Genomic DNA, 19,508 nt, shown 5'->3' on the forward strand with positions numbered 1-19,508 from the left:
CGTCCACCCTCCGGGGGGTGGGGGGGGGGGGGCCGGCCGGGCGGGGGGGGGGGGCGGCGCCGGGCGGGGGCGGTGGGGGGCCCGGGCCGCTCCCGGCCGCCCCCCACTTCTGTGTCCTACCGCCGGATCACTGCGGAGGCGGCTGCTGCTGCCATCCCGGCTGGAGCCTCGGCTGTTCCGGCTGCTGGGGCGCGTCCGGAGCCGGCTGCTGCTGTTGCCAGTGGGCGGGCGGCTGCTGCGGCTGCTGGGTCCAGCCGCCCTGCTGCGGCGGGTAACCGGCCGGGGGCTGCGCCTGCGGCTGCTGCTGCGGCTGTCCCTGCTGCGGGTACTGCTGCTGGGCGTAGGGGTCGCCGCCCATCTGCGGACCACCCTGCTGCGGGTACATCCCCTGGGCCTGCTGGGCGCGCGTGAAGTCCTCCGCGACCAGCGCGGAGAGGTTGAAGTACGCCTCGCGGGTCTTGGGCCGCATCATGTCGAGGTCGACCTCGGCACCGGCGGCGAGATGCTCGTCGAAGGGGACGACCACGACGCCGCGGCAGCGCGTCTCGAAGTGCGACACGATGTCATCGATCTTGATCATCTTGCCGGTCTCGCGGACACCGGAGATGACCGTGATGCCGCGCTGCACCAAGTCCGCGTAGCCGTGCGCGGACAGCCAGTCCAGGGTGGTGCTCGCGCTGCTCGCACCGTCGACGGACGGCGTGGAGATGATGATCAACTGGTCGGCGAGGTCGAGGACTCCGCGCATCGCGCTGTAGAGGAGGCCGGTGCCCGAGTCGGTGAGGATGATCGGGTACTGCCTGCCGAGGATGTCGATCGCGCGGCGGTAGTCGTCGTCGTTGAACGTCGTGGACACCGCGGGGTCGACGTCGTTGGCGAGGATCTCCAGGCCGGAAGGGGCCTGGGAGGTGAACCTGCGGATGTCCATGTAGCTGTGCAGGTGCGGGATCGCGTGCACCAGGTCACGGATGGTCGCGCCGGTCTCGCGGCGGACACGGCGGCCGAGGGTGCCGGCGTCCGGGTTCGCGTCGATCGCCAGGATCTTGTCCTGCCGCTCGGACGCGAGGGTGGAGCCGAGTGCGGTGGTGGTCGTGGTCTTGCCGACACCGCCCTTGAGGCTGATCACCGCGATCCGGTAGCAGGACATCACCGGAGTACGGATCAGCTCCAGCTTGCGCTGCCGCTCCGCCTCCTCCTTCTTCGCGCCCAGCTTGAACTTGGACGGCTGCGCGTTGGCGCCCGGCTTGCGCCTCTTGGGCTGGTTGCGCAGCAGCCGGTCGGAGGTCAGCTCGACGGCGGCGCTGTAGCCGAGCGGCGCGCCGGGTGCGGCCCGCTGCTGCGGCTGCTGCTGGCCCGGCTGGGAGTACGAGGCGTAGTTCGCCGCGGCGTTCGGGTCGGCCGCCTGCTGGCCGGGGAGTGGCTGGTGCTGCGCCTGCTGCTGTGCCTGCTGCTGGGCGGCCTGTTGGGCTTGGGCCTGCTGCTGCGCCTGCTGGGCCGCTTGGGCCTGCTGGGCGGCCTGCTGCTGGGCGTAAGCCTGGGCCTGCGCCTGCTGTTGCGCCTGCTGCTGGTCGTAACCGCCCTGCTGCTGCGGGTACCCCTGCTGCGGGTATCCCTGTGCGGCCTGCTGAGGCTGCTGCGGATAACCGTAAGCGGGCTGCTGTACGGGCGTGTTGGGGTTCTGCTGCGGCGGCTGCTGGGCCTGCTGGGGGTAGCCGTACGCGGGCTGCGGATAGCCGTAGGCGCCCGGCTGCGGCTGCGCGGGCGCGCCCTGCGGGGGCTGCTGCTGCGGGTAACCGCCCTGTGCCTGCTGCGGGTAGCCGCCCTGCTGCGGCACGGGTGCCTGCTGCGGGTAGCCGGGCTGCTGCTGGACCGGAGCCTGCTGCGGCTGCGGCTGCGGTACCTGCTGGGCCTGGGCGGCCTGCTGGGCCTGTGCCGAACGGGGGTCGGCCGGCTGGTACTCGGGCGGCAGCGGCGGCAGCGCGCCCTGTCCCGGCACGCCCTGCTGCGCGGCCTCGGGCGCGGCGCCCCAGGGAGCGCCCTGCTGCGGAACTCCCTGCTGCGGAACGCCCTGTTGGGCAACGGCCTGCGGCGGCGCGTCCTGCTGCGGTACGGCCTGCGGAGGCAGCTGCTGATCCGGCACGGCCTGGACGGGCGGTGCCGCCTGCGCACCCTGGGACGGGTCCGCAACCGGCTGCTCAGGCGCCGACTGCGGGGCGGGCGCCGGGGTTTCGGCGACGGGAGCGGGGGCCTCGGCCTGCGGGGCGGGTGCCGCCTCCGGCTCGGGCGCCGCGGGTGCGGGCTCCGGGTCGTCGTCCCAGAGCGAGGCCGACGGGTCGGCACCCGTCCCGGAACGGACGTGTGAGGCATCCGACGGTGCGTCGGACGACGGTGAAAGGTCAGGTGCGGGCGCCGCGTCGGGCTCCGGTGCCTCGGCAGGTGCGTCCTGGGCAGCGGTCGCCGGGGCGGGAGCCGCCGGTGCGTCACCCGTGCCCTGCGGGCGCAGCATCGGGAAACCGGGCGGCGCGGCGTCGGCAGGCGGCGGCACGGGAGCGGGCCCGGCGACCGGTCCCGGAGCACCCTGCGGACCGGTGGCGGGCGGGCCCTGTGGAACGGGGCCCTGACCGGGCAGCGGCGCACCGGTGGGCGGCGGCGTCACAGGAGGCGGAGTGGAGGAGGTGGCGGGGGGAGTGGCGGCAGAGATGCCGCCCCCACTGGTGTCGTTGCTCGCATACCAGGCCGGAGCGGCAAAGTCGATCTTGAACTCGCCGGTCAGATCGAACTCGGACTGGTCGTCGTCAGGATCGTTCCCGTCCCGGCGGAAAGCCTCCTGCTCGTTCACTGTGCCTCCTGGTGTACTGCAACGCACCTGAACGGCAGGACCGGATACAGGCGGATCGATCGGATGTAGCGGAAGTCGGAACACACCACCCGGGGTTGTGCCAACACTAACTTTCTCCGTCCCCGTTTCGGCTGCCGTCGGAAGGTGCGCTCCTGCGGCTCTTCATACAGCCTAATCAAGAGTCGGCCCCGAACGGCAGTCGACGTCATGTCGTCTTCGAACCCTGCGGCACACCTACGGGCGCACCCGTGGATGCGCCCGTAGGAATGCTCGCGGCCCGGGGCCCGGGGCGGTGCAGCCACCGCCAGGACCCGGCCCGCCACTGTGCCGTCAGTCCATCCGCCGCGGCCCGCCGAGCAGGTTGGTCTCCGCTTCGGTGGGCTGGGTCATGACGAACTGGTGGCTGTCGCGGGTGCACCAGAGCATGGCGTTGTCGCTGAGCGTCGGCAGCACCGCCCCCACCTGCTGCGGGAGCCGCATGATGCGCGTCACGACCTCGGCCTCCTCGGGCGAAAGCCGCTGCAGGCCGACCAGGTCCGCGCGGCCGAGCAACTGCGGCGAACGCGGGCCGAGGAACGGCAGCACGGTCAGCACCGACTGCCAGGGGCTGGGCGCGAGCTGATTGCGCGGCGGGCGCGCACCCATGTCGCGGACGACCAGAACGGGGCTGGAAACCGAAGGGCCCTGCGGCGCGATCTGGCGCACGTCGTGCACCGACACACACTGCTGACCGCCGCCGGCCGCCTGCGCCATCTGCCCCCAGGCCGGCGGTCGCGCGGTCTCGACGGCGACCCGGGCGCCGGTGGCGACCGTACGCAGCGCCAGCACCTGCGCCATCCACATGCTGCCGACCAGCGCGATCTCCAGCGGCGCGGGGCGCAGCAGGCTCAGCACGGCGGGCTGGTTCTGCGGGTCGATACCGATGATCACGCCGTCGTCGCCGACCGGCAGGGTCAGCGAGGCGAGCGAATCGGCCGTCAGGATGTGCGGACTGCGACGCGGGCCGCGCAGGCCGAAACCGGGCTGCGGCTTCGGACCCGTCGGGCCCGACTGCTGTTCGTCGGGGCGCGGCTGGTGCGAGAGACGGCGCTCCTCGCCGGCGCCGGGGCCGCCGATCGGCGGATTGCGCCAGCCGTTGCCGCTGGTGTTGGTGCGGGGCTGATAGGTGGGAGTGGCCATCAGCGGGTACCTCCGAGGGGAAGCGTGGCCAGGAGGCCGGGCAGCTGCTCGCGGTCGAGGCGTACGAGGCCCACCTTCGCCGAACCGGAACGGCGCTCCAACTCGCTCTGGGCGGAGGTGAGTTCGTTCTCGCTGCGGGTCGACAGGCGTACGTAGCCCGAGATCGCGGGGGCCCGGCCGCCGCCGTGCGACGCGGTCAGCGCGAAGGTGCTCGCCATCGCCGCCGTGCTGGTCAGCAACTGGCTGATGGCCGCCAACGGCGCGCCGCCGTTGCCCAGTTGGGGCCATCGGCCGATCCAGTACGTCGAGTGCCAGCGGTCGTCGCAGCGCCACGCGCGGGTGGACTCCTGGGTGCGGCGGGCCGACCTGCCGTCCCGCCCCATCGCTCCGTTGGCGGCCCGCGGGCTGACGCAGACCGCGGTGCCGATCGCGGCCACGACCTCGCGCTCGGCCAGCACCTTGGCCTTGACGCCGTGCGCCGTGAGCCGGCTGACGAGCTGGTCGGCGGCGCGCAGCAGGGAACGTTTGGCGCCGTCCATCCCGCCGCCGCGCGCCTCGATCGCCTCGGCGCACAGCTCCGGGTCGAGCTTGAGCGCGATCCAGGTCAGCTGGACGGCCGGTGTCTGGGCCTGGGCCTGGAGCGGCGCGTACGAGCGGGCGGCGACGGCCTGTTCGGGCAGGTGCGGTGCCGGCGCGGGCTGGGTGTACTGCACGAACTGCACGGATTCGAGGTGGATGTCCTCGACGTCGAGGGCGTTGTGCAGCACGTCGAGCGGCATCATGTGGCTGCCGCGCTGCGGGCGCAGCGGTTCGTCGCGGGCGTCCAACTGGACGAGGGCGGTGAGGAACGTGCCGTCGCCGACGAAGCCGATGGCGCGCTGCTCGGCGTCGGTGTACTCGTAGGTGCGCAGCGCCGGGTCGCACTCGACGACCGGGGCGAACGCCGGGTCGATGCCCGTGGTCGCCGATGCGCTCGTGGACTTGCCGCGGCGCTTCATCGCGCGCACCGTCGTGATCCACTCGGGAAGCGGGATGCGGCGGCGGCGGCCGAGCGCGAAGATGACGAGTACGGCGGCCACGACGATGGCTGCGGTCAGCGCGGCCGGGTGGATCGACCAGCCCACCAGCACCAGGGCCGCGGCGATTTCGATGATGGCCAGCTGCTGGACGCGGACCCCGCCGATGTTTCCGGCCTGCGGGCGCAGGCGCGGGGCGACCGGGCCCGCCGGGCGGTCGGCCGAACTCCGGCCGCGACTGCCTCTGTTGCCCGGAGCCGATCCGTTTCGGTCGGCATCTCCCGCATGGTGCGGGGCAGCGGAAGGTGGTTGCTGCTGTTGCCGCCCATTGCGGCGTCGAGCCCTGGTGGCGCTGGACATCCCCCGGCCTGCTCCTCTACTGGTGTGGTGGCTCTGGGCGTATCAACCGCCGCTGAGACTGGTGCGTTGGAAGGTGGCACCCGTACCGTACGGGTCGATCGATACACGGCATAGTAGAGGGCGCTACGGCGTGCGTGCCGGGGGCGGTCGAAGGTGGATCCGACAGGCGGGGAGAGAAAGCAACAATGGCATCACGTCGGGACGAGCTGAATGCGTATTCTTTTGCGCGAAAGCGCACGAATGCCGCGTTCTTGAAGCCGCTGCCGAACGGCTCGATCGAGAGTGCGCCGCGTCCGCTGAAAGCGGTGTTGCCCAGCGTGCTGGTGGGGGTCCTGATCCTGGTGGGCTTCGGTGCCTGCGGCATCCTCAAGCCGGTTGCCCCGAAGGGCTGGGACGCGGTCGGGGAGAACGTCATTGTCGGGGACAAATCCACCACCCGCTATGTGGTTCTGAACTCGAAGAACCCCGAAAGCGGTAAGAACGAAAAGCTCCTGCATCCCGTTCTGAATCTCGCCTCCGCGAAACTTCTTCTTGATCCGGACAAGTACAAAGTCGTCAAGGTCAAGGAATCCGAGCTGGACGGAAAGATTCCGCACGGCCCCGCCATCGGAATTCCGTACGCCCCGGACCGGCTGCCCGGCAAGGAGGACGCCGGCGCAGCCAAGGTCTGGGCGGTCTGCGACCGTCCGGGCAGCGGCGCCAACAGTAAGGCCCAGCAGGCGGTGTTCGTCCTCGGCGGCAAGGACAAGAAGCTCGTCGAGGGCAAGGGCCGGGTCGGTCTGAACCAGGCCCTCTACGTCCGTGACCCGGACGGTGTGCGCTGGCTGGTCGACCAGCGGGGTTTCAAGTTCCGGCTCGACGCCACCATGGATGGCCACTTCAAGCCCCCGCAGGGTGAGGAGCAGGCGAACAGCGATCTACGTCGGGCGATCTTCAATGACGCGGAGCCGCAGGATGTCTCCAAGCAGTGGATGGACACGCTCGTCAAGAGCCCGGTGCCGATCTACATGCCGCGGGTTCCCGGCGTCGGCCATACGTCGCACGCCAGCGGCATCCCGCCGAAGTACACCACCATCGGCACGGTGCTCGAAGTCCCCGACGGCCAGAAGTACGTGGTGACGGCTGAAGGCGCCCAGCAGGTCTCGGACTTCATCGCGAAGCTGCTGCTGCGCGGCCAGAACGCCAAGGACCTGCACCCCAACGGTGAGGAACTGCAGGTGCAGCACGTCGCCACCTCCAGCGTCACACCGATGCAGGACCAGGGGCGGTATGTGAAGTTCATGGGCAAGGTCGGGAGCACGGACATCGACCTCCCCTGGCCGACCGAGGCCGTCGAGATGGCCAACAACTTCGATGGCTCGCAGACCGGCTCCCTGACGGCCCCCACCGACAGCGGCGTCTCCTGCAGCGTCTACGACGGCACCGCCACCAAGCTCCCCGGTGGCGCCGACAAGGCGCTGGGGTACCCCAGCGGCATCCCGAACATGCAGACCTGGGTCGGCAAGGACTACCCGGCCAAGATCGCGGGCGGCGCCAGCGCGTACGTCACCCCCGGCAGCGGGCTGCTCTACCAAGAGGTGAACACCCCCGAGCAGACGACGGGGTCGCTCTTCCTGGTCACCGACACCGGACTGCGCTATTCCGTCCGCGTGAACAACGACAGCGCGGGCAAGGCGGGTAACGCCGAGGAAGAGACGAACAAGGCGGCACTGCGGCTCGGCTACAAGGGCGTGCACGCGCCGCCGATCCTCAAGTCGTGGTCGTCGCTGCTCTCCGCGGGCCCGAACCTCGACGTGGACAGCGCCAGGCACCCGCAGACCTCCTGAACACCTAAGGGCTGTCCCGTAATCCCTGGCGGGCGCACGACGACAGCTACGGCACCTCGCCGCGTTGTCGGAACATCCGGATACGTCCAGTATCCGGACGTCCCTCCGCCTTGCGATGCACCGCATCTGACGCCGTGCGCTGATCCACCAGGGATTACGGGACAGCCCTTAGGCGGCGGATCTTCCTGCCGCGCCGACACCTCTGGGCGGGCCACCGGGAATCGGGTGGCCCGCCCTTTCGGTTCCGATTCCTCCGTTTCCTCCCTCGGGTGTCAACTCGGCGGCAACCGAACCTGTGAAAATCTTGATGTGATTCTTTCTGAGCCGATAGCATGGCAACTGTCCGATTCGGCTGTGCGTTTGGCCGAACAGGACGCAAGGAACGGCCAGTTGGCCATGTTGTGATCGCATCACAACAGCCCTCCCCCTGTTGGGAACAGGGGTATGGAGTGGTTAAAGTGGCCGCTGGCGTCAACAGGAGATGCCAACCGTGAAGCGCCCTCACCGGCGCCGGACGGTACGACGTACGAGTCTCATGGGGGACGTTGACTATGGCTGGTCAGCAGTTCACAACCACCGAGGAGGAGATGGTCGCGTTCAGCGGCAAGATCTCCTCGGTCAATCACGCGATCCAGGGCGAGATTCAGCACCTGAACACGGTCGTCGACAACATCACCTCCGGTTGGAGGGGTGCTGCGGCCACTTCGTACAACCAGCTGCAGTCGAAGGTCAACGAGGACGCCACCCGCCTCAACCAGATCCTTGGCGAGATCAAGGAAGCGATTGACGCGACCACGAAGAACTACGTGGCCTCGGAAGACGAGCAGGCTCAGTCGATTCACCACGTCGCCTCCGCCCAGGATTCCCCCTTCGGATGATGGGTCCGCGCCGCCTCAACCGGCGCACGTGACCAATCGCCGCGGTGGTGTCCGGGAAGGTTCCTGCGACCTGCCGCGGTATGTGAATCGACCAGCTCAACAACTCCCGAGGAGACGTAATGTCGGGGCATATCCTCGTCAATTTCGAGACGATTTCGCAGGCCGCGTCTGACGTGCGCCGCACGGCCAACAACATCAAGTCCCAGCTCGACAACCTCGAGGCCGGCGTCAAGAAGATCGCCGCCAGCTGGGAAGGTTCCGCGCAGGAGGGCTACCAGGCCCGTCAGCGCGAGTGGGACAAGCGTGCCGCTTCGCTGCACTCGACGCTGGAGGCCATCGCCAAGGCGCTGGACAACGCGGCGCAGAACTACCGCAGCACCGAGCACAAGAACGCCAACGTCTGGAACCACTGACCTGGCATCGGCACAGGCAGGGGTGACCGACGGCTGAGCAGCCAGGAAGGCTCGCACAGTGGTCAATGAGGGCGAGCGCGCTGCATCAGTGCGCTCGCCCTTCTGGCGTCCACCGCACCCGCACGCCTTCCCCATCGCCTTCGCAGGCCCTCCCGCTCCTCCACCGCTTCCACACCCTCGTTCTCGTCCCGTCCACCACACATGGAGAGCAGACAACCCGTGGGATCTCGCGCCATCGGTCACCGTTCCGGGCACCGCCGAGCAGCCGGTGTACTGGTGACAGCGGCATGCGCCGTCGGCCTTTCCTGTGTCAGCGCCGCGCCGGCGTCCGCGGACGAGAACGTTCCGCTCAACAGCGGCGAGTGCAAGTTCAACACCAGCAACATCAAAGAGACCCCCTGGTCGCTGCAGCGCCTGCTGACCCAGCAGCTGTGGGCGCACGGCCAGGGCGCGGGTGTCAAGGTCGCCGTCATCGACACCGGCATCGACGCAGGCAACAGCCAGATCGCCCCCTCGATCGGCTCCGGGGGCAAGAGCTACGTCAAGGACGGTAAGAAGACCCAGGACCGCGTCGGCCACGGCACCAAGGTCGCCGGCATCATCGCCGCCAAGCAGCAGCCGGGCTCCTCAGGCTTCTACGGCCTCGCGCCCGACGCGAAGGTCATCCCGTTCCAGCAGACCGACCAGGAGAAGGCCGGCACCGCCGACAGCCTCGCCAAGGCCATCAACGACGCGGTGGCCGAGAACGTCGACATCATCAACATCTCCCAGGGCACGGACGCGAGCGAGGCCCTCCTCCCGAGCCTGAAGCAGGCCGTCGGCAACGCCGCGAGGCACGGCATACTCATCGTCGCCTCGGCGGGCAACGACGGTGCCAGCGGCAAGGAAAAGACCATGTACCCGGCCGGCTTCCGGGAGTTCGACAACATCCTGGCCGTCGCCGCGTCCGACCGGAACAACGAGCGCGCCCCGTTCTCCCAGCCCGGCAACTACGTCAACATCGCCGCTCCCGGCGTCGACATGGTCTCCACGGTCCCCGGCGGCGGCAACTGCGTCGACCAGGGCACCAGCTTCGCCGCACCGTACGTCGCGGGAGCCGCCGCCCTGCTCAAGGCGCAGCACAAGGACTGGAAGGCCCGCGAGCTCGTCTGGCACCTGGAGCAGACCGCCGAACGGGTCGACCGCGGCCCCGACCACAACATCGGCTGGGGCGTCGTCGACCCGGTGGCCGCACTCAACGACACCACCAAGCCCACCGCCTCGCCCAAGCCCGACAAGCCGTCCAACGCCGCCAACGGCGGCTCCGAGGTCCAGCCGGCCGCCCTCACCATCGGGGAGAGCCCGGAGGACCGGCAGGCGCGGTTCGCCATCTACATTGTGGGAGGCGGTCTGCTGGCCGTGGCGGCGGTAGTGGGCGCGTCCGTCGCACTTCGCGACTGGCGTCGCAAGACTGGATTCACATCTCACGGGGAGTCAAATCATGGGTGAGCAATATCGAGTTGATCTCAGCGCACTCGAGGACACCGTCAGGAAGCTCAATGGCGTCCTGAAGGACCTCGGGAATGCGCATGCGGACACCCGATACAAGACGTCACTGTCGCCGAGCGCACTGGGAGCTGACGCGCCCGGTGCCACCTTCCTGGAAGCGCGGAAGCTGACGCAAGCCCATACGGAGATGAAGACGCACATCGAAGAGGTCGTGCAGCATCTCAACGAGGTCATGGACAAGTTCGGCAGCAATACGCGCAAGGCGCACGGCAACTACCAGAACCAGGAAGCCGAGACCGCCACGAGTATGTCCGGGGAATGATGTGACATCCCGGTCGGTCGATTGCAGCGGGTCTGAAGTCAGCGTGGAGAGAAGCAGAGGGGGAATTGGGTCATGAGCGGTGGCGAGTCGGAATACATCCCGGCGACGATGTGCTACGCGGCGGAGCACGAGACGAACTTCGCCGAGATGGATATGGACACCATGAAGGCGATGGTGAAGGCGTCCAATCCCGGCGAGGTGCACAACGTCTCGCAGGGCTGGAAGGACGTCCACACTCAGCTTGTCGGCGGCGGCGGTGGTGGAATCAAGGGCACCTTCGACGCTGCGGTCGAAGAGGTGCTCCAGCACTGGGAGGGTGACTCCGCCGACAAGTTCAAGGCCCAGGCCGACAAGATCAGCAAAAAGATCTCGGACTGCTCCCTCTACGCCGAATACACCTCGACCGCGATGAAGAACGCGGCCAACGTGCTTGAGCAGCTCAAGCCCGAGGTCGAGTCGATGGAGAAGCCGAGCACGGCCAACAAGGCCGTCAACTGGCTCCAGGACGGCGGCAGCCGCGACGACGGCGGCCTCAAGCGCGACCTCTCCAACCCCCACATGTCCACACAGCAGGCCCTGGACAACAACACCGGCAGCCTCTCGGCGGGCAAGGAGCAGCAGCTCCGCATGGCCGTCAAGATGGAGCAGCTGGGGGCGGCTTATGTGTCTCAGGCCAAGTCGATGGGGTCGTGGAAGGGGAACCCACGGATCGACAAGGGCGAGGACTACCCGGGGCCGCCCGGTGGTGAGCCGCCGACGGCGGTACCGATGCCCATCCCATCCGGCCCCACGGGGCCGAGCAAGGTCGGACCGCCCTCGCTCAAGCCGACCGGCAAGGGGCCCGGCTTCTCTCCCGGTGGTCTCCAGTCGCCGAAGACGCCGGGGATCAGTGGCGGAATCTCCCCCCAGCCCGGCAAGGGATCGTTCACTCCCGATGTCAACACCGGCCTCGACAGCTTCAACCCCCCTAAGGGTGGCGGCGCAGGCGGTGGCGGTATCGGCGGCGGTGGCGGCGGTATCGGCGGCGGTGGCGGCCTGAACGGCGGCATCGGTGGTGGAGCCGGCGGTGGTTCCGGCGCTGGTGGCGGCATCGGAGGCGGTGGCGGTATCGGTGGTGGTGTCGGCGGCGGGATGGGCGTGGGCCGCGGCGGTGGTGCCGGAGGCGGAGCCGGAGCGGGAGCTCGTGGCGCAGGCCGTTCAGGTATGCCCGGCATGGGCGGCGCCGCCGGCGCCGGCAAGGGCGCCGGCGGCAAGGGCGCAGGCGCGGGCCGCGGCGGTGCTCTGGCCCGCCAGAAGGGCGGCGTCATCGGTTCCGGAAGCGGCAAGGCCAGCGGTGCCGGGCAGGGCGGATCCGGCCTGCACCGAAGCCGAGGCGGAGCGCAGGCGGGCGCCGGAGCGGGTGGCCGTCGCCCCGCGGGCATGGCGGGCGCCCCTGGTATGCACGGTGCCAAGGGCAAGGAGAAGGGGCAGAACAACGGCGAGCGTCCCGACTACCTTGTCGAGGACGAGGAGACCTGGGCGTCGGAGCGTAACGTTGCCCCGAAGGTCATCGAGTAGGAACCTGTCGTCAGCAAATCGGTGGTAGCAAGACGGGGCCCGATGCTCTCTGGGCAGAGGGCCCCGTCCTGTTAGGAGAGGTGTAAAGGAATGAGCTTCACGCGGAAGCTGCGTGTGGTGGGTGGCGCGGTGGTGGCTGGAGCGCTGCTCTTCGGCACCGCACCGGTTGCGTCGGCGGACCAGATCAGAGACGCGCAGTGGCCTCTGAAGGCATTCGAGGTCCAGAAGATCTGGCAGCTTTCAACGGGTAAGGGGGTGACTGTTGCCGTCATCGATGACGGTGTCAACTCTCAGCACCCGGACCTGAAGGGCAACGTACTCCCGGGCAAGGACTTCATGGATGGGGGGTCTGCGGAACCGGAAGATGGTGACACTCACGGTACGCAGATGGCCGCCACAATCGCCGGCCACGGTCACGGACCTGGAGGGTCGGAAGGCGTCAAGGGGATGGCTCCCGATGCCAAGATCCTGCCCATTCGTGACCTTGGCAGGAACCCGCACGGTTACGCCTCTTCGATCCGATACGCAGTGGACAAGGGCGCATCCGTCATCAACATGTCGTTGTCCGGCCCGTCTTCGGACGGGGAAGCTGAGGCTATCGCCTACGCACTGCAGCACAATGTGCTGATTCTTGCCGGAACGGGAAATGATGGTAAGGGCGGGGAAGACGCCATCAAGTACCCTGCCCGCTACCCCGGTGTTGCTGCGGTCGGCGGAGTTCTGAATTCTGGTGAGGTCTGGTCCGGCTCCAATTATGGACCGCAGGTGTTGTTGACCGCCCCGGCAGTTGACATTGTTTCGGCCGGCAGCAGCGGTAGCTCTCTGTATCGGAAGGGCACAGGAACTTCAGACTCCACAGCCTTCGTCTCCGGAGCCGCTGCCCTTCTCCGCGCAAAATTCCCTGACCTCACGCCAGGTCAGATCGTCAACCGCCTGACCAAGACCGCCGGCCTCCCCGACTCGGCCAAGGGGGCCTCGCTCCCCGACGAGAAGTACGGCTACGGATTCATCCAGCCCCTCGCCGCGCTCAAGCGGGATATTCCGGCCGGTTCTAAGAACGGGCCGTTGACGATGCCGAAGGTGGACTCCTCGCCGTCGGCGGGGGATTCGACCGGTTCGCAGGGGACGGACGACAAGGGTGGTTCGTCGGAGGCTGTGGAAAAGCCTGGTGTGAGCCCGCTGTTCATCGGTCTGATCGTGGTGGCGGTGCTGGTGGTCCTGGGGATCATCCTCGTCATCGTTCTGGTGGCGCGACGTAAGAACCGGCGTAACGGCCCGCCCTCGGGTGGTCCGGGCGGATTCGGTGGCCCCGGTGGTCCCGGTTTCGCGCCGCAGCAGCCGGGCCCCTACCAGCAGCAGCCCGGATCTCCTGGCCAGTACCCCCCGCCCCCGGGGCAGTACCCGGCGCCTCCCGGCCAGTAGCGCGCGACGGCTCCCGCTGCCTGGAGCAATGAAGCAAGGGGCCCGCTGTCACCGTCAGAGGTGGCAGCGGGCCCCTTGCTGCGCGCAGGAGGACGAGTGGGGGAGGAGGTGGTGAGTGGGGGAGGGGTGGATCCTGCCCCGCCCCCGCCCCCGCCTCGTCCAGTTGGGCCCGTGGTCTCGGACCGCGGGCGGCTGCGGGGCAGACGGCTCGTTGTACGGACCGCCGGCGGTCAGCCGAAGACCGACCGGACGTGGTCCCTGGCCGCGTCCGTGGTTTCCTGGTGGCGGGTGGCGGCGCCGCCGGTGTGGTGGTCGACGCGGCGTTGGGTGTGGTCCAGTCCGCGGTCGGTGAGTTCGTCGCGCTTGGCCGCGAGGTCGTTCTTGCCGTGTTCGATGTAGGTGTTGGGGTCGGCAAGGCTGGTGACGCCGTCCTTGTACTCCTGGACCCTGTCGGTGGCGTCCTTCTTGACGTCCTCGATGTATTCGCCGGCCTTTTCCTTGCCGACGTCTGCGGTCTCGCCCCAGCGGATACCGTCGCGTTCACCGAAGTGGCTTTCGATGCCCTGTTCCGCGACGTTCTGTGCCATTCCGGTCGCGGCTTCTTTGGCCTTGTCCTTGGCGCCCTGGACGACGGTTTCCTGGACGAACTCCTTCGCGGAATCCTTGGCCGCGGTGACGACCTTGTCCTTGACCTCTTCCTTGACGGTGTTCTTGATGTAGTCCGTCGCCAGTTTGCGGGATTCCTTGGACACGGCCTTCTTCGCCATCTTTTTGATGGCGTCCATCGTGGCGTGTTCCATCGCCTTGGTGGCCGCCTGCACCACCTCGCGTTTGATCTTGTCCAGGATCTGGCGAACGATCAAACGGGTCGCCTGGGTGGCTCCGGCGGCGCCGAGTTCGGACAGGCCAAGGGTGAACGGAGCGGCAGCCTGGGCGGCGATGAGTTCGGCGGCCAGCATGACGAGCTGGACGATGACCGCGACCTTGCCCTCGATGACCGCGAGCGCGGCGGCGTCGAAGGCGAGTGCGATGACCTCGGCAGCCGCTGCGGCGTCGCGCAGGTAGTTGTCGCCGCTGTCCCCGCCGCCGGAGAACGATCCCCATTCCTGGGAAAAGCCGTCGACGGCTTCACCCGAATTGGCGGAGAGGACTTCGTTGGCCGCCGACGATCCCTGGGATGACGCCTGATTCACCTGGGTGGCGAAGTTGCGCCAAGCCGCGGCGCATTCGAAGAGCTTGTCCTCGTCGGCGTTCGGCCAGTCGAATCCGAGGAGATCCAGGACCCAGTCGACTCCGTCTGGCAGCGTCAGTGACACAGTGTTCGTCCCCCGTGCGGTGGTAACCGATTGGTGCTGAGTTGATCAGCAACTGGTTGATCAGCAACTGGTTGAGCAGTGCTGAGTGGTGGTGCCGGATGGTGTGGAGCGTGAGGTGCGGAGAGGCACCGGGGATTGCGTGATTCAGGAGCGGCCCGGGGCGGGCGCGTCCTGCGGAATCCGTTGGTGAGGCCGGGCCTCAGATCATCGGGCGGCCGACCGCGCTGATGGTGTGGATGCCCTGTTCATCGGATTCGGCGTAGGACTGGGCCATGGTTTCGAGCTTGTCGCCGATGCCTTCGAGGCGTTCGCCCAGGGAGTCCATGGACTTGAACATGCCCTTCTTGATCGGGTCGTAGATCGTCTCGAAGAGCTCGCCGAAGTCGCACTCTTCCCAGGGGCTGCCGAGTGCGTCCAGATCGTCCTGCAGCGTCTTCGACGCCTTGGAGAAGTCGTTGCCGATGTGGATGAACGCGGAACTCTGCGCCTTCAGCACATCCGGATCAACATCAAATGCCTTGCCTGCCACCACTGCCCCCGGTTTGCGCCGTTTCCCGAACCATAATTCTCACGTCTAACAATCTCACATTAGGTGATCTGTCCGTAGCCATGTCAAGGCGGGTATGTGGAGGCTCCGTGGGCGTCTTGCGAGGCCAACGGAGGGGGAATTCAGGGAAATTGGGTGGGTGGTTGTCATGGCTGCGCGGGTGGGGGCGAGGCGGTCCCGGGGCGGGACGGGGAAGTGCGCCGGGCGCGGGGACCAGGGGGTGGGGGCGGCCGGTGGTCCCGTAGCATCTCGGCTCATGGACGTAGCCGGTAGTGAAGAGTCGATCGCTGAGGACGTCGGGGGTTTGACGCCCCGTCAGGCGCGGCGGATACGCATCATCCTGGCCTCGGTGGTGATGGCCGCGATGGCCGCGGTGCTGGTGGTGCGCCTGGCCAGCCGGACGTCGGTGCTGGTGGTCGGGGTGTACGGGGCGGCGCTTGTGCTCTGTGGCGTGGTGATCGAACTGAGTCGGCACGGGCGTACCCGGCTGGGCACCTGGCTGCTCGGCGTCGGCCTGGTGGCGGCGCTGGCTGCGGACTGGCTGCTGCTGCCCTGAGAGGGCGAGGGTGCGTGAGGGGGGAGTGGTGGGCGGGACGGGCAGGGAGCGAGGGGCAGTTGAGGGGCCGCGCCTGCCGGTGCTCCCCATGAAGCCCTGAGACCTGTTCCCGAGAAGCCTTGAAACCCGGCCTCTTCGTCTTGCCCCGGGCTGCCCCCACCCGCCCGCTGATCCCTTCTCGCCCAGCCCTCCCAGCCCTCAGTTCCTCAACCCCGGCCGCTCAGAACAGCCCGTGCCACATCTGCTCGACGATGAGGTACCACCAGTTGCCCTCGTCGTCCAGGGACCAGGAATCGATGGCCACCAGGTCCCGTTGGAAGGCGGCGACCGCGGCGCCGGCCGCGTACGGGTCCATGCCGCGCATCCGGGTGCGGGTGGCCGTCAGCAGGGCGAGCGAGCGGAGATAGGCGGACAGGGTGCGGTTGACGAACCTGCCGCCGCCCGATGAGGGCTGGACCGCCCAGACGGTGCCGATCAGACCCTGGTTCTCGGCGGGCGCCGTGCACTGGACCGTGACGGCGTAGCCGCCGTCGGTGCCGATCCTGACGTGACCCGCGAGGGTCTCCAGCGTGCCGCTCCCGGCCTCGGTGCCGGTCTCCCGGAGGTGGGTGGCCGCGTCCGTGAACAGGCCGCCGGCCGGGGGGTTGTCCGCGCGGTCGGCGGTGAAGAAGTACGGCACGGCGGCGGGGAGTCCGGCCCAGGTCAGCGTCGCCTTCGCGGGCTCGGGCAACGGGGTCGCCGCCAGGTCGTCGGCGTCCGGACGCAGTACGCCCTGCTCGCCGAAGAGTTCCGTCAGCTGCCTGCCGAGCGCCACGTCGCGCACCGGCTCCGCCGCCGGGACCTCCCGCGGCACCGGCACCCGGTGTGGCCGCGGCGGCGCCTGCCGGCCCGCCATCCGGTGCATCATCTCGACATGCCGGACCAGCCCCGCGACGCCCTCGGCACGCTCTTCGGGCCGCATGCCGTAGCCCTCGGTGCAGGAGAACCTGGCGTTCGGGAAGGCACGGAAGACGAAGTCGCCCGGGTAGCCGCCGGGCAGCAGCGCGGGTCGCAGGTCGGTGTGCACGGCCCGGACGCTCTCGCCCGGCACGCCCATCTGCCGCAGTTCGTCGGCAAGTTGGTATTCGGCGGGCGGCAGGCCGGGGGCCGAGACGCGGACCAGGTTGGTCTCCGCGCCGGTGGCCGGATCGTCGAAGGTGGCGACCGCGGTGTTGCCGGGGCCGGTGACCGGCGGCTGTTCGGTGGCCGGTTGTCCGGGCGCCGGCTGCTCGGTGGCCGCTTCCGCCTCGCCGTCGGCGGCGCCGTGCTTGCGCCGGTACATCCGTACGACCTCGTCGACCGGTACCGAAGGCCACACCGTCAGCTCGCCGGACGCGCGGTCGACGACGCCGCAGGCGGTGCCGATCTCCGCGGGCGGGCGGCGGGCGCCGGTCTCCGGATCCACCTCCGGGGGCGGCGGGACGGCCCACACCACCCAGCCGAGGTCGAACTCCTGGAGGGCGACTTCGCGCGGCGGGCCTTGCGCTCCCTCGGGGTTGAGCCAGCGGTCGGCGGTCGCGTGCGCCTGCTCCTGGGTGATCACGAGTGGTCTCCTTCGAGGCCGGGAGAAGCGGGAACGTCTGCGGGGCCGGCGGCCTGGGCCGGCACGGTGGGACGGGCGGGCTGCGCCGTGACGATCTGCCGGGCGGTGACGCCGCGGTGGGTGGCGACGACCAGGATGCCGTCCGGTGAGAGGTCGGCGCCGGTGATCGGGGTGTCGGAGATCAGCGCGGCCACCACCTCGCGGTCCGTCCGGGACCAGACCCGCAGGTAGTCGGCGCTGCGGCTGAGTCCGTGGCGCCCCGCCGCGCGCTCCTCGTCCGAGTGGCTCACGACCTGTGCCGGGTCGGTGTCGAGGTACGCGGCCGTCGCCAGCTCGTGCACCAGGAGGGCCGTGGCGTCGTCGCCCGGCACCGGGCGGGAACCCGGCGTGCCCGCGGGGACGACGACGAGCGCCACCGGGAGGGCTGGGGCCGCGCCGCCGTCGCCGGACGGGCCGTCGGAACCGTCCGCGGTTCCCGGTGCGGCGGCCGGGGGCAGCGTGCCGAGGGTGACTCCCGCGGCGCCGGTCAGCGGCAGGCTCCACAGGGTGCGCCACGGCAGATCGAGCCCGAGCCCGTGCAGTGCCTGCGCGTACGGCAGCAGCCCGTCCTCGACGAAGGCGGACTCCAGGAACGCCGCGCGCATCGCGACCGGCGCCTCGGAGCGGGTGAGCAGGGGAGCGGTACGCAGATACGTACGCGCCGGAGCGCCGAGGGCCTCCAAGGGGACGGCCTCCACGGCGGCGCGCAGGGTCACCGGGTCGGCGTGCGCGAACAGGCCGGGGTCGGTGAGGAGTTGGGGCAGCAGACCGGCGTCGAGGGTGTGCCCGGCGATGTGGTCACGGATGTACGGGTCGGCCTTCGACCAGTCCTGGTCGGGGACCGCTTCCAGCAGGGCCATGGCGATCCGGGTCTGCGCGCCGCGCGGGTCCGGCAGCCCGGCGCGGATCTCCGCGGCGAGTGCGGGGTGCACGAGGCGGATGAGGGGGCGGGGGGCGGGGGTGCCGCCGGTCCGGGTGCCGTCCGTGCCGTCGTCGGCCGGGGCTCCGCCGTTCGTCCCGTCGCTCGTCCCGCCGTCGTCCGGGTCATCCGGCAGCTGGACGAACGGCGCGGCCAGCAGCATGCCGTCGGCGATGGCCTGGCTGAGGTCCTGTTCGGCGACGGCGTTCGCCAGCGGGCCCCACAGCTGGACGGGCAGCCCGTCGCCCTCGGCGAAGGCCAGCGGCGCCAGCATCAGCCGCAGCGTCTGCGGGTCGGCGCCCAGCCGGGCGGCGTGCAGGTCGAGTACCTGACCGAGGGTGCCGGGCAGCCGCTCGGTGTCCGCCGGGTCGAACCCCTCGGGCTGCATCAGCAGGGACTGCACCGCGAGTTGCACGGTCAGACGGTTGCCCCCGGCGCGCGCTGCCAGCGCGGCGGCCAGCGTCCTGCGCAGCTCAGGGTCGGTGGTGTACGGGAGTTCGGGGGCGCCGGCGGCCGTGTCGAGTGCGGTCCCGGCGTGCAGGACAAGGCCATCGGGGTCGGCCCACTCCGGAGCGTCGAGGTCGATGATCTGCGCCTGGCCGCCCGGCAGTGACGCGGCCAGCTCGGCGGCCGACTCGCGCTCCACGACGGCCAGCAACTGGACGGTCGGGGTGGCGGCCAGCGGCTTGAGCACGCCCTGGAGGAGGCGGGCCGGTTCGTTCGCGGCCCGGACCGGACCTGCGGTGGCGACGTCCGGCACCACGATCGTCACCTGCTCTTCACGAGCGGCGAGTTCGGTGAAGATGTCCTCGGTCCGCGTGGCCCGGAGGCCGAAATGATCGGCGAGGGTCCACAGCAGCTGTGCCGAGGTGAGCCGCTCGGGGTTCGGCACGGCGGGCGCAGGCAGGTCGGGCGGTACGGTCGCCGGATCCAGGTCGTCGAGCGGCAGTTGCTTGCGGTACTCCGGGTCGCACAGCATCAGGAATCCGGTCAGCAGCCGGCCGCGCCCGCTGCCCGGGTTCCCGGTCAGCGCGATGACGCGAGGCGCCCCGGGCCAGCTCATGCGCCAGGCGGCGAGTGCGCGCAGCGCGGCGGTGCGACCGCCGATGAACGGATGCGGTGCATAGCCGCCCGCCGTGGCGATCCCCTCGTCCGAGGCGCTCATGACTTCCTCGTCCCCCATCAATCCCGCCCTCCACCGTCGTGCATTCCAGCGTCTCCGGCGATCCTATGATCCGGGTCGCGATCT

15 protein-coding genes are annotated in these 19,508 nt (G+C 69.6%); 8 read left to right on the plus strand and 7 right to left on the minus strand.

Annotation, left to right across the window (positions count from 1 at the left end; all coding sequences use genetic code 11):
• Positions 1-127 precede the first annotated feature (127 nt).
• The 3 genes from ACGFNI_RS29310 to eccE all read right to left on the minus strand — a co-directional run bounded on the left by ACGFNI_RS29310 (position 128) and on the right by eccE (position 5,394).
• Entirely contained in the window at positions 128-2,839 is a 2,712-nt protein-coding gene (locus tag ACGFNI_RS29310; RefSeq protein WP_393687680.1) for an SCO5717 family growth-regulating ATPase, read from the minus strand.
• A 330-nt stretch (positions 2,840-3,169) separates the two neighbouring features.
• Entirely contained in the window at positions 3,170-4,018 is an 849-nt protein-coding gene (locus ACGFNI_RS29315; RefSeq protein WP_393687681.1) for a hypothetical protein, read from the minus strand.
• Entirely contained in the window at positions 4,018-5,394 is a 1,377-nt protein-coding gene (gene eccE, locus ACGFNI_RS29320) for a type VII secretion protein EccE (protein WP_393687682.1), read from the minus strand. Before eccE ends, ACGFNI_RS29315 begins: the two co-directional genes overlap by 1 nt.
• A gap of 185 nt (positions 5,395-5,579) precedes the next feature.
• Here eccE and eccB point away from each other — a divergent pair, with 185 nt between their 5' ends.
• The 7 genes from eccB (at position 5,580) to mycP (ACGFNI_RS29355) (ending at position 13,300) form a co-directional block, all read left to right on the plus strand.
• The gene (eccB, locus tag ACGFNI_RS29325) at positions 5,580-7,220 is read left to right on the plus strand and encodes a type VII secretion protein EccB (protein ID WP_393687683.1); all 1,641 of its coding nucleotides are present in this window, start codon (positions 5,580-5,582) and stop codon (positions 7,218-7,220) included.
• A 551-nt stretch (positions 7,221-7,771) separates the two neighbouring features.
• Positions 7,772-8,098 carry a WXG100 family type VII secretion target gene (locus ACGFNI_RS29330; protein ID WP_393687685.1) on the plus strand — a complete coding sequence of 109 codons (327 nt, stop codon included), beginning with the start codon at positions 7,772-7,774 and terminating at the stop codon, positions 8,096-8,098.
• Positions 8,099-8,217: 119 nt separating this feature from the next.
• Positions 8,218-8,511, plus strand: coding sequence for a WXG100 family type VII secretion target (locus ACGFNI_RS29335; protein WP_393687687.1), 294 nt, complete (start codon positions 8,218-8,220; stop codon positions 8,509-8,511).
• 219 nt (positions 8,512-8,730) lie between these two features.
• A complete protein-coding gene (mycP, locus tag ACGFNI_RS29340; RefSeq protein WP_393687688.1) occupies positions 8,731-9,999 on the plus strand; it encodes a type VII secretion-associated serine protease mycosin in 1,269 nt (422 codons plus the stop codon).
• Entirely contained in the window at positions 9,992-10,321 is a 330-nt protein-coding gene (locus tag ACGFNI_RS29345; RefSeq protein ID WP_393687690.1) for a hypothetical protein, read from the plus strand. Before mycP (ACGFNI_RS29340) ends, ACGFNI_RS29345 begins: the two co-directional genes overlap by 8 nt.
• A gap of 72 nt (positions 10,322-10,393) precedes the next feature.
• Positions 10,394-11,878 carry a WXG100 family type VII secretion target gene (locus tag ACGFNI_RS29350; protein WP_393687692.1) on the plus strand — a complete coding sequence of 495 codons (1,485 nt, stop codon included), beginning with the start codon at positions 10,394-10,396 and terminating at the stop codon, positions 11,876-11,878.
• Between the two features lie 90 nt (positions 11,879-11,968).
• Complete coding sequence (gene mycP, locus ACGFNI_RS29355; RefSeq protein ID WP_393687694.1) at positions 11,969-13,300, plus strand: type VII secretion-associated serine protease mycosin; 1,332 nt, start codon at positions 11,969-11,971, stop codon at positions 13,298-13,300.
• Between the two features lie 230 nt (positions 13,301-13,530).
• Here mycP (ACGFNI_RS29355) and ACGFNI_RS29360 read toward each other — a convergent pair whose 3' ends face one another.
• Entirely contained in the window at positions 13,531-14,616 is a 1,086-nt protein-coding gene (locus ACGFNI_RS29360; RefSeq protein ID WP_393687696.1) for a PE-PGRS family protein, read from the minus strand.
• A 199-nt stretch (positions 14,617-14,815) separates the two neighbouring features.
• Complete coding sequence (locus ACGFNI_RS29365; RefSeq protein WP_393687698.1) at positions 14,816-15,112, minus strand: WXG100 family type VII secretion target; 297 nt, start codon at positions 15,110-15,112, stop codon at positions 14,816-14,818.
• A gap of 127 nt (positions 15,113-15,239) precedes the next feature.
• Between ACGFNI_RS29365 and ACGFNI_RS29370 the strand changes: the two genes are divergently transcribed.
• Positions 15,240-15,719 (plus strand): hypothetical protein, encoded by a 480-nt coding sequence (locus tag ACGFNI_RS29370; protein ID WP_393687699.1) that lies wholly within the window; start codon positions 15,240-15,242, stop codon positions 15,717-15,719.
• A 220-nt stretch (positions 15,720-15,939) separates the two neighbouring features.
• On the opposite strand, the gene ACGFNI_RS29375 is transcribed toward ACGFNI_RS29370, so the two are convergent.
• Both ACGFNI_RS29375 and ACGFNI_RS29380 read right to left on the minus strand, forming a co-directional pair.
• Positions 15,940-17,301, minus strand: a complete 1,362-nt coding sequence (locus ACGFNI_RS29375) for an SUKH-4 family immunity protein (protein ID WP_393687701.1) — start codon at positions 17,299-17,301, stop codon at positions 15,940-15,942.
• On the minus strand, positions 17,298-19,442 hold the full coding sequence (locus ACGFNI_RS29380) for an ATP-binding protein (RefSeq protein ID WP_393687703.1): 2,145 nt from the start codon (positions 19,440-19,442) through the stop codon (positions 17,298-17,300). Before ACGFNI_RS29380 ends, ACGFNI_RS29375 begins: the two co-directional genes overlap by 4 nt.
• Between the last annotated feature and the right edge of the window lie 66 nt (positions 19,443-19,508).

Source organism: Streptomyces sp. NPDC048644, assembly GCF_043199105.1.
GTDB lineage: Bacteria > Actinomycetota > Actinomycetes > Streptomycetales > Streptomycetaceae > Streptomyces.

Excerpts from the sequence above, each read along its gene's own strand:
- ACGFNI_RS29315 (WP_393687681.1), bottom strand. The coding sequence starts at position 4,018 with ATGGCCACTCCCACCTATCAGCCCCGCACCAACACCAGCGGCAACGGC.
- eccE (WP_393687682.1), bottom strand. The coding sequence starts at position 5,394 with ATGTCCAGCGCCACCAGGGCTCGACGCCGCAATGGGCGGCAACAGCAG.
- eccB (WP_393687683.1), top strand. The coding sequence starts at position 5,580 with ATGGCATCACGTCGGGACGAGCTGAATGCGTATTCTTTTGCGCGAAAG.
- ACGFNI_RS29330 (WP_393687685.1), top strand. The coding sequence starts at position 7,772 with ATGGCTGGTCAGCAGTTCACAACCACCGAGGAGGAGATGGTCGCGTTC.
- ACGFNI_RS29335 (WP_393687687.1), top strand. The coding sequence starts at position 8,218 with ATGTCGGGGCATATCCTCGTCAATTTCGAGACGATTTCGCAGGCCGCG.
- ACGFNI_RS29345 (WP_393687690.1), top strand. The coding sequence starts at position 9,992 with ATGGGTGAGCAATATCGAGTTGATCTCAGCGCACTCGAGGACACCGTC.
- ACGFNI_RS29350 (WP_393687692.1), top strand. The coding sequence starts at position 10,394 with ATGAGCGGTGGCGAGTCGGAATACATCCCGGCGACGATGTGCTACGCG.
- mycP (WP_393687694.1), top strand. The coding sequence starts at position 11,969 with ATGAGCTTCACGCGGAAGCTGCGTGTGGTGGGTGGCGCGGTGGTGGCT.
- ACGFNI_RS29370 (WP_393687699.1), top strand. The coding sequence starts at position 15,240 with ATGTGGAGGCTCCGTGGGCGTCTTGCGAGGCCAACGGAGGGGGAATTC.
- ACGFNI_RS29380 (WP_393687703.1), bottom strand. The coding sequence starts at position 19,442 with ATGGGGGACGAGGAAGTCATGAGCGCCTCGGACGAGGGGATCGCCACG.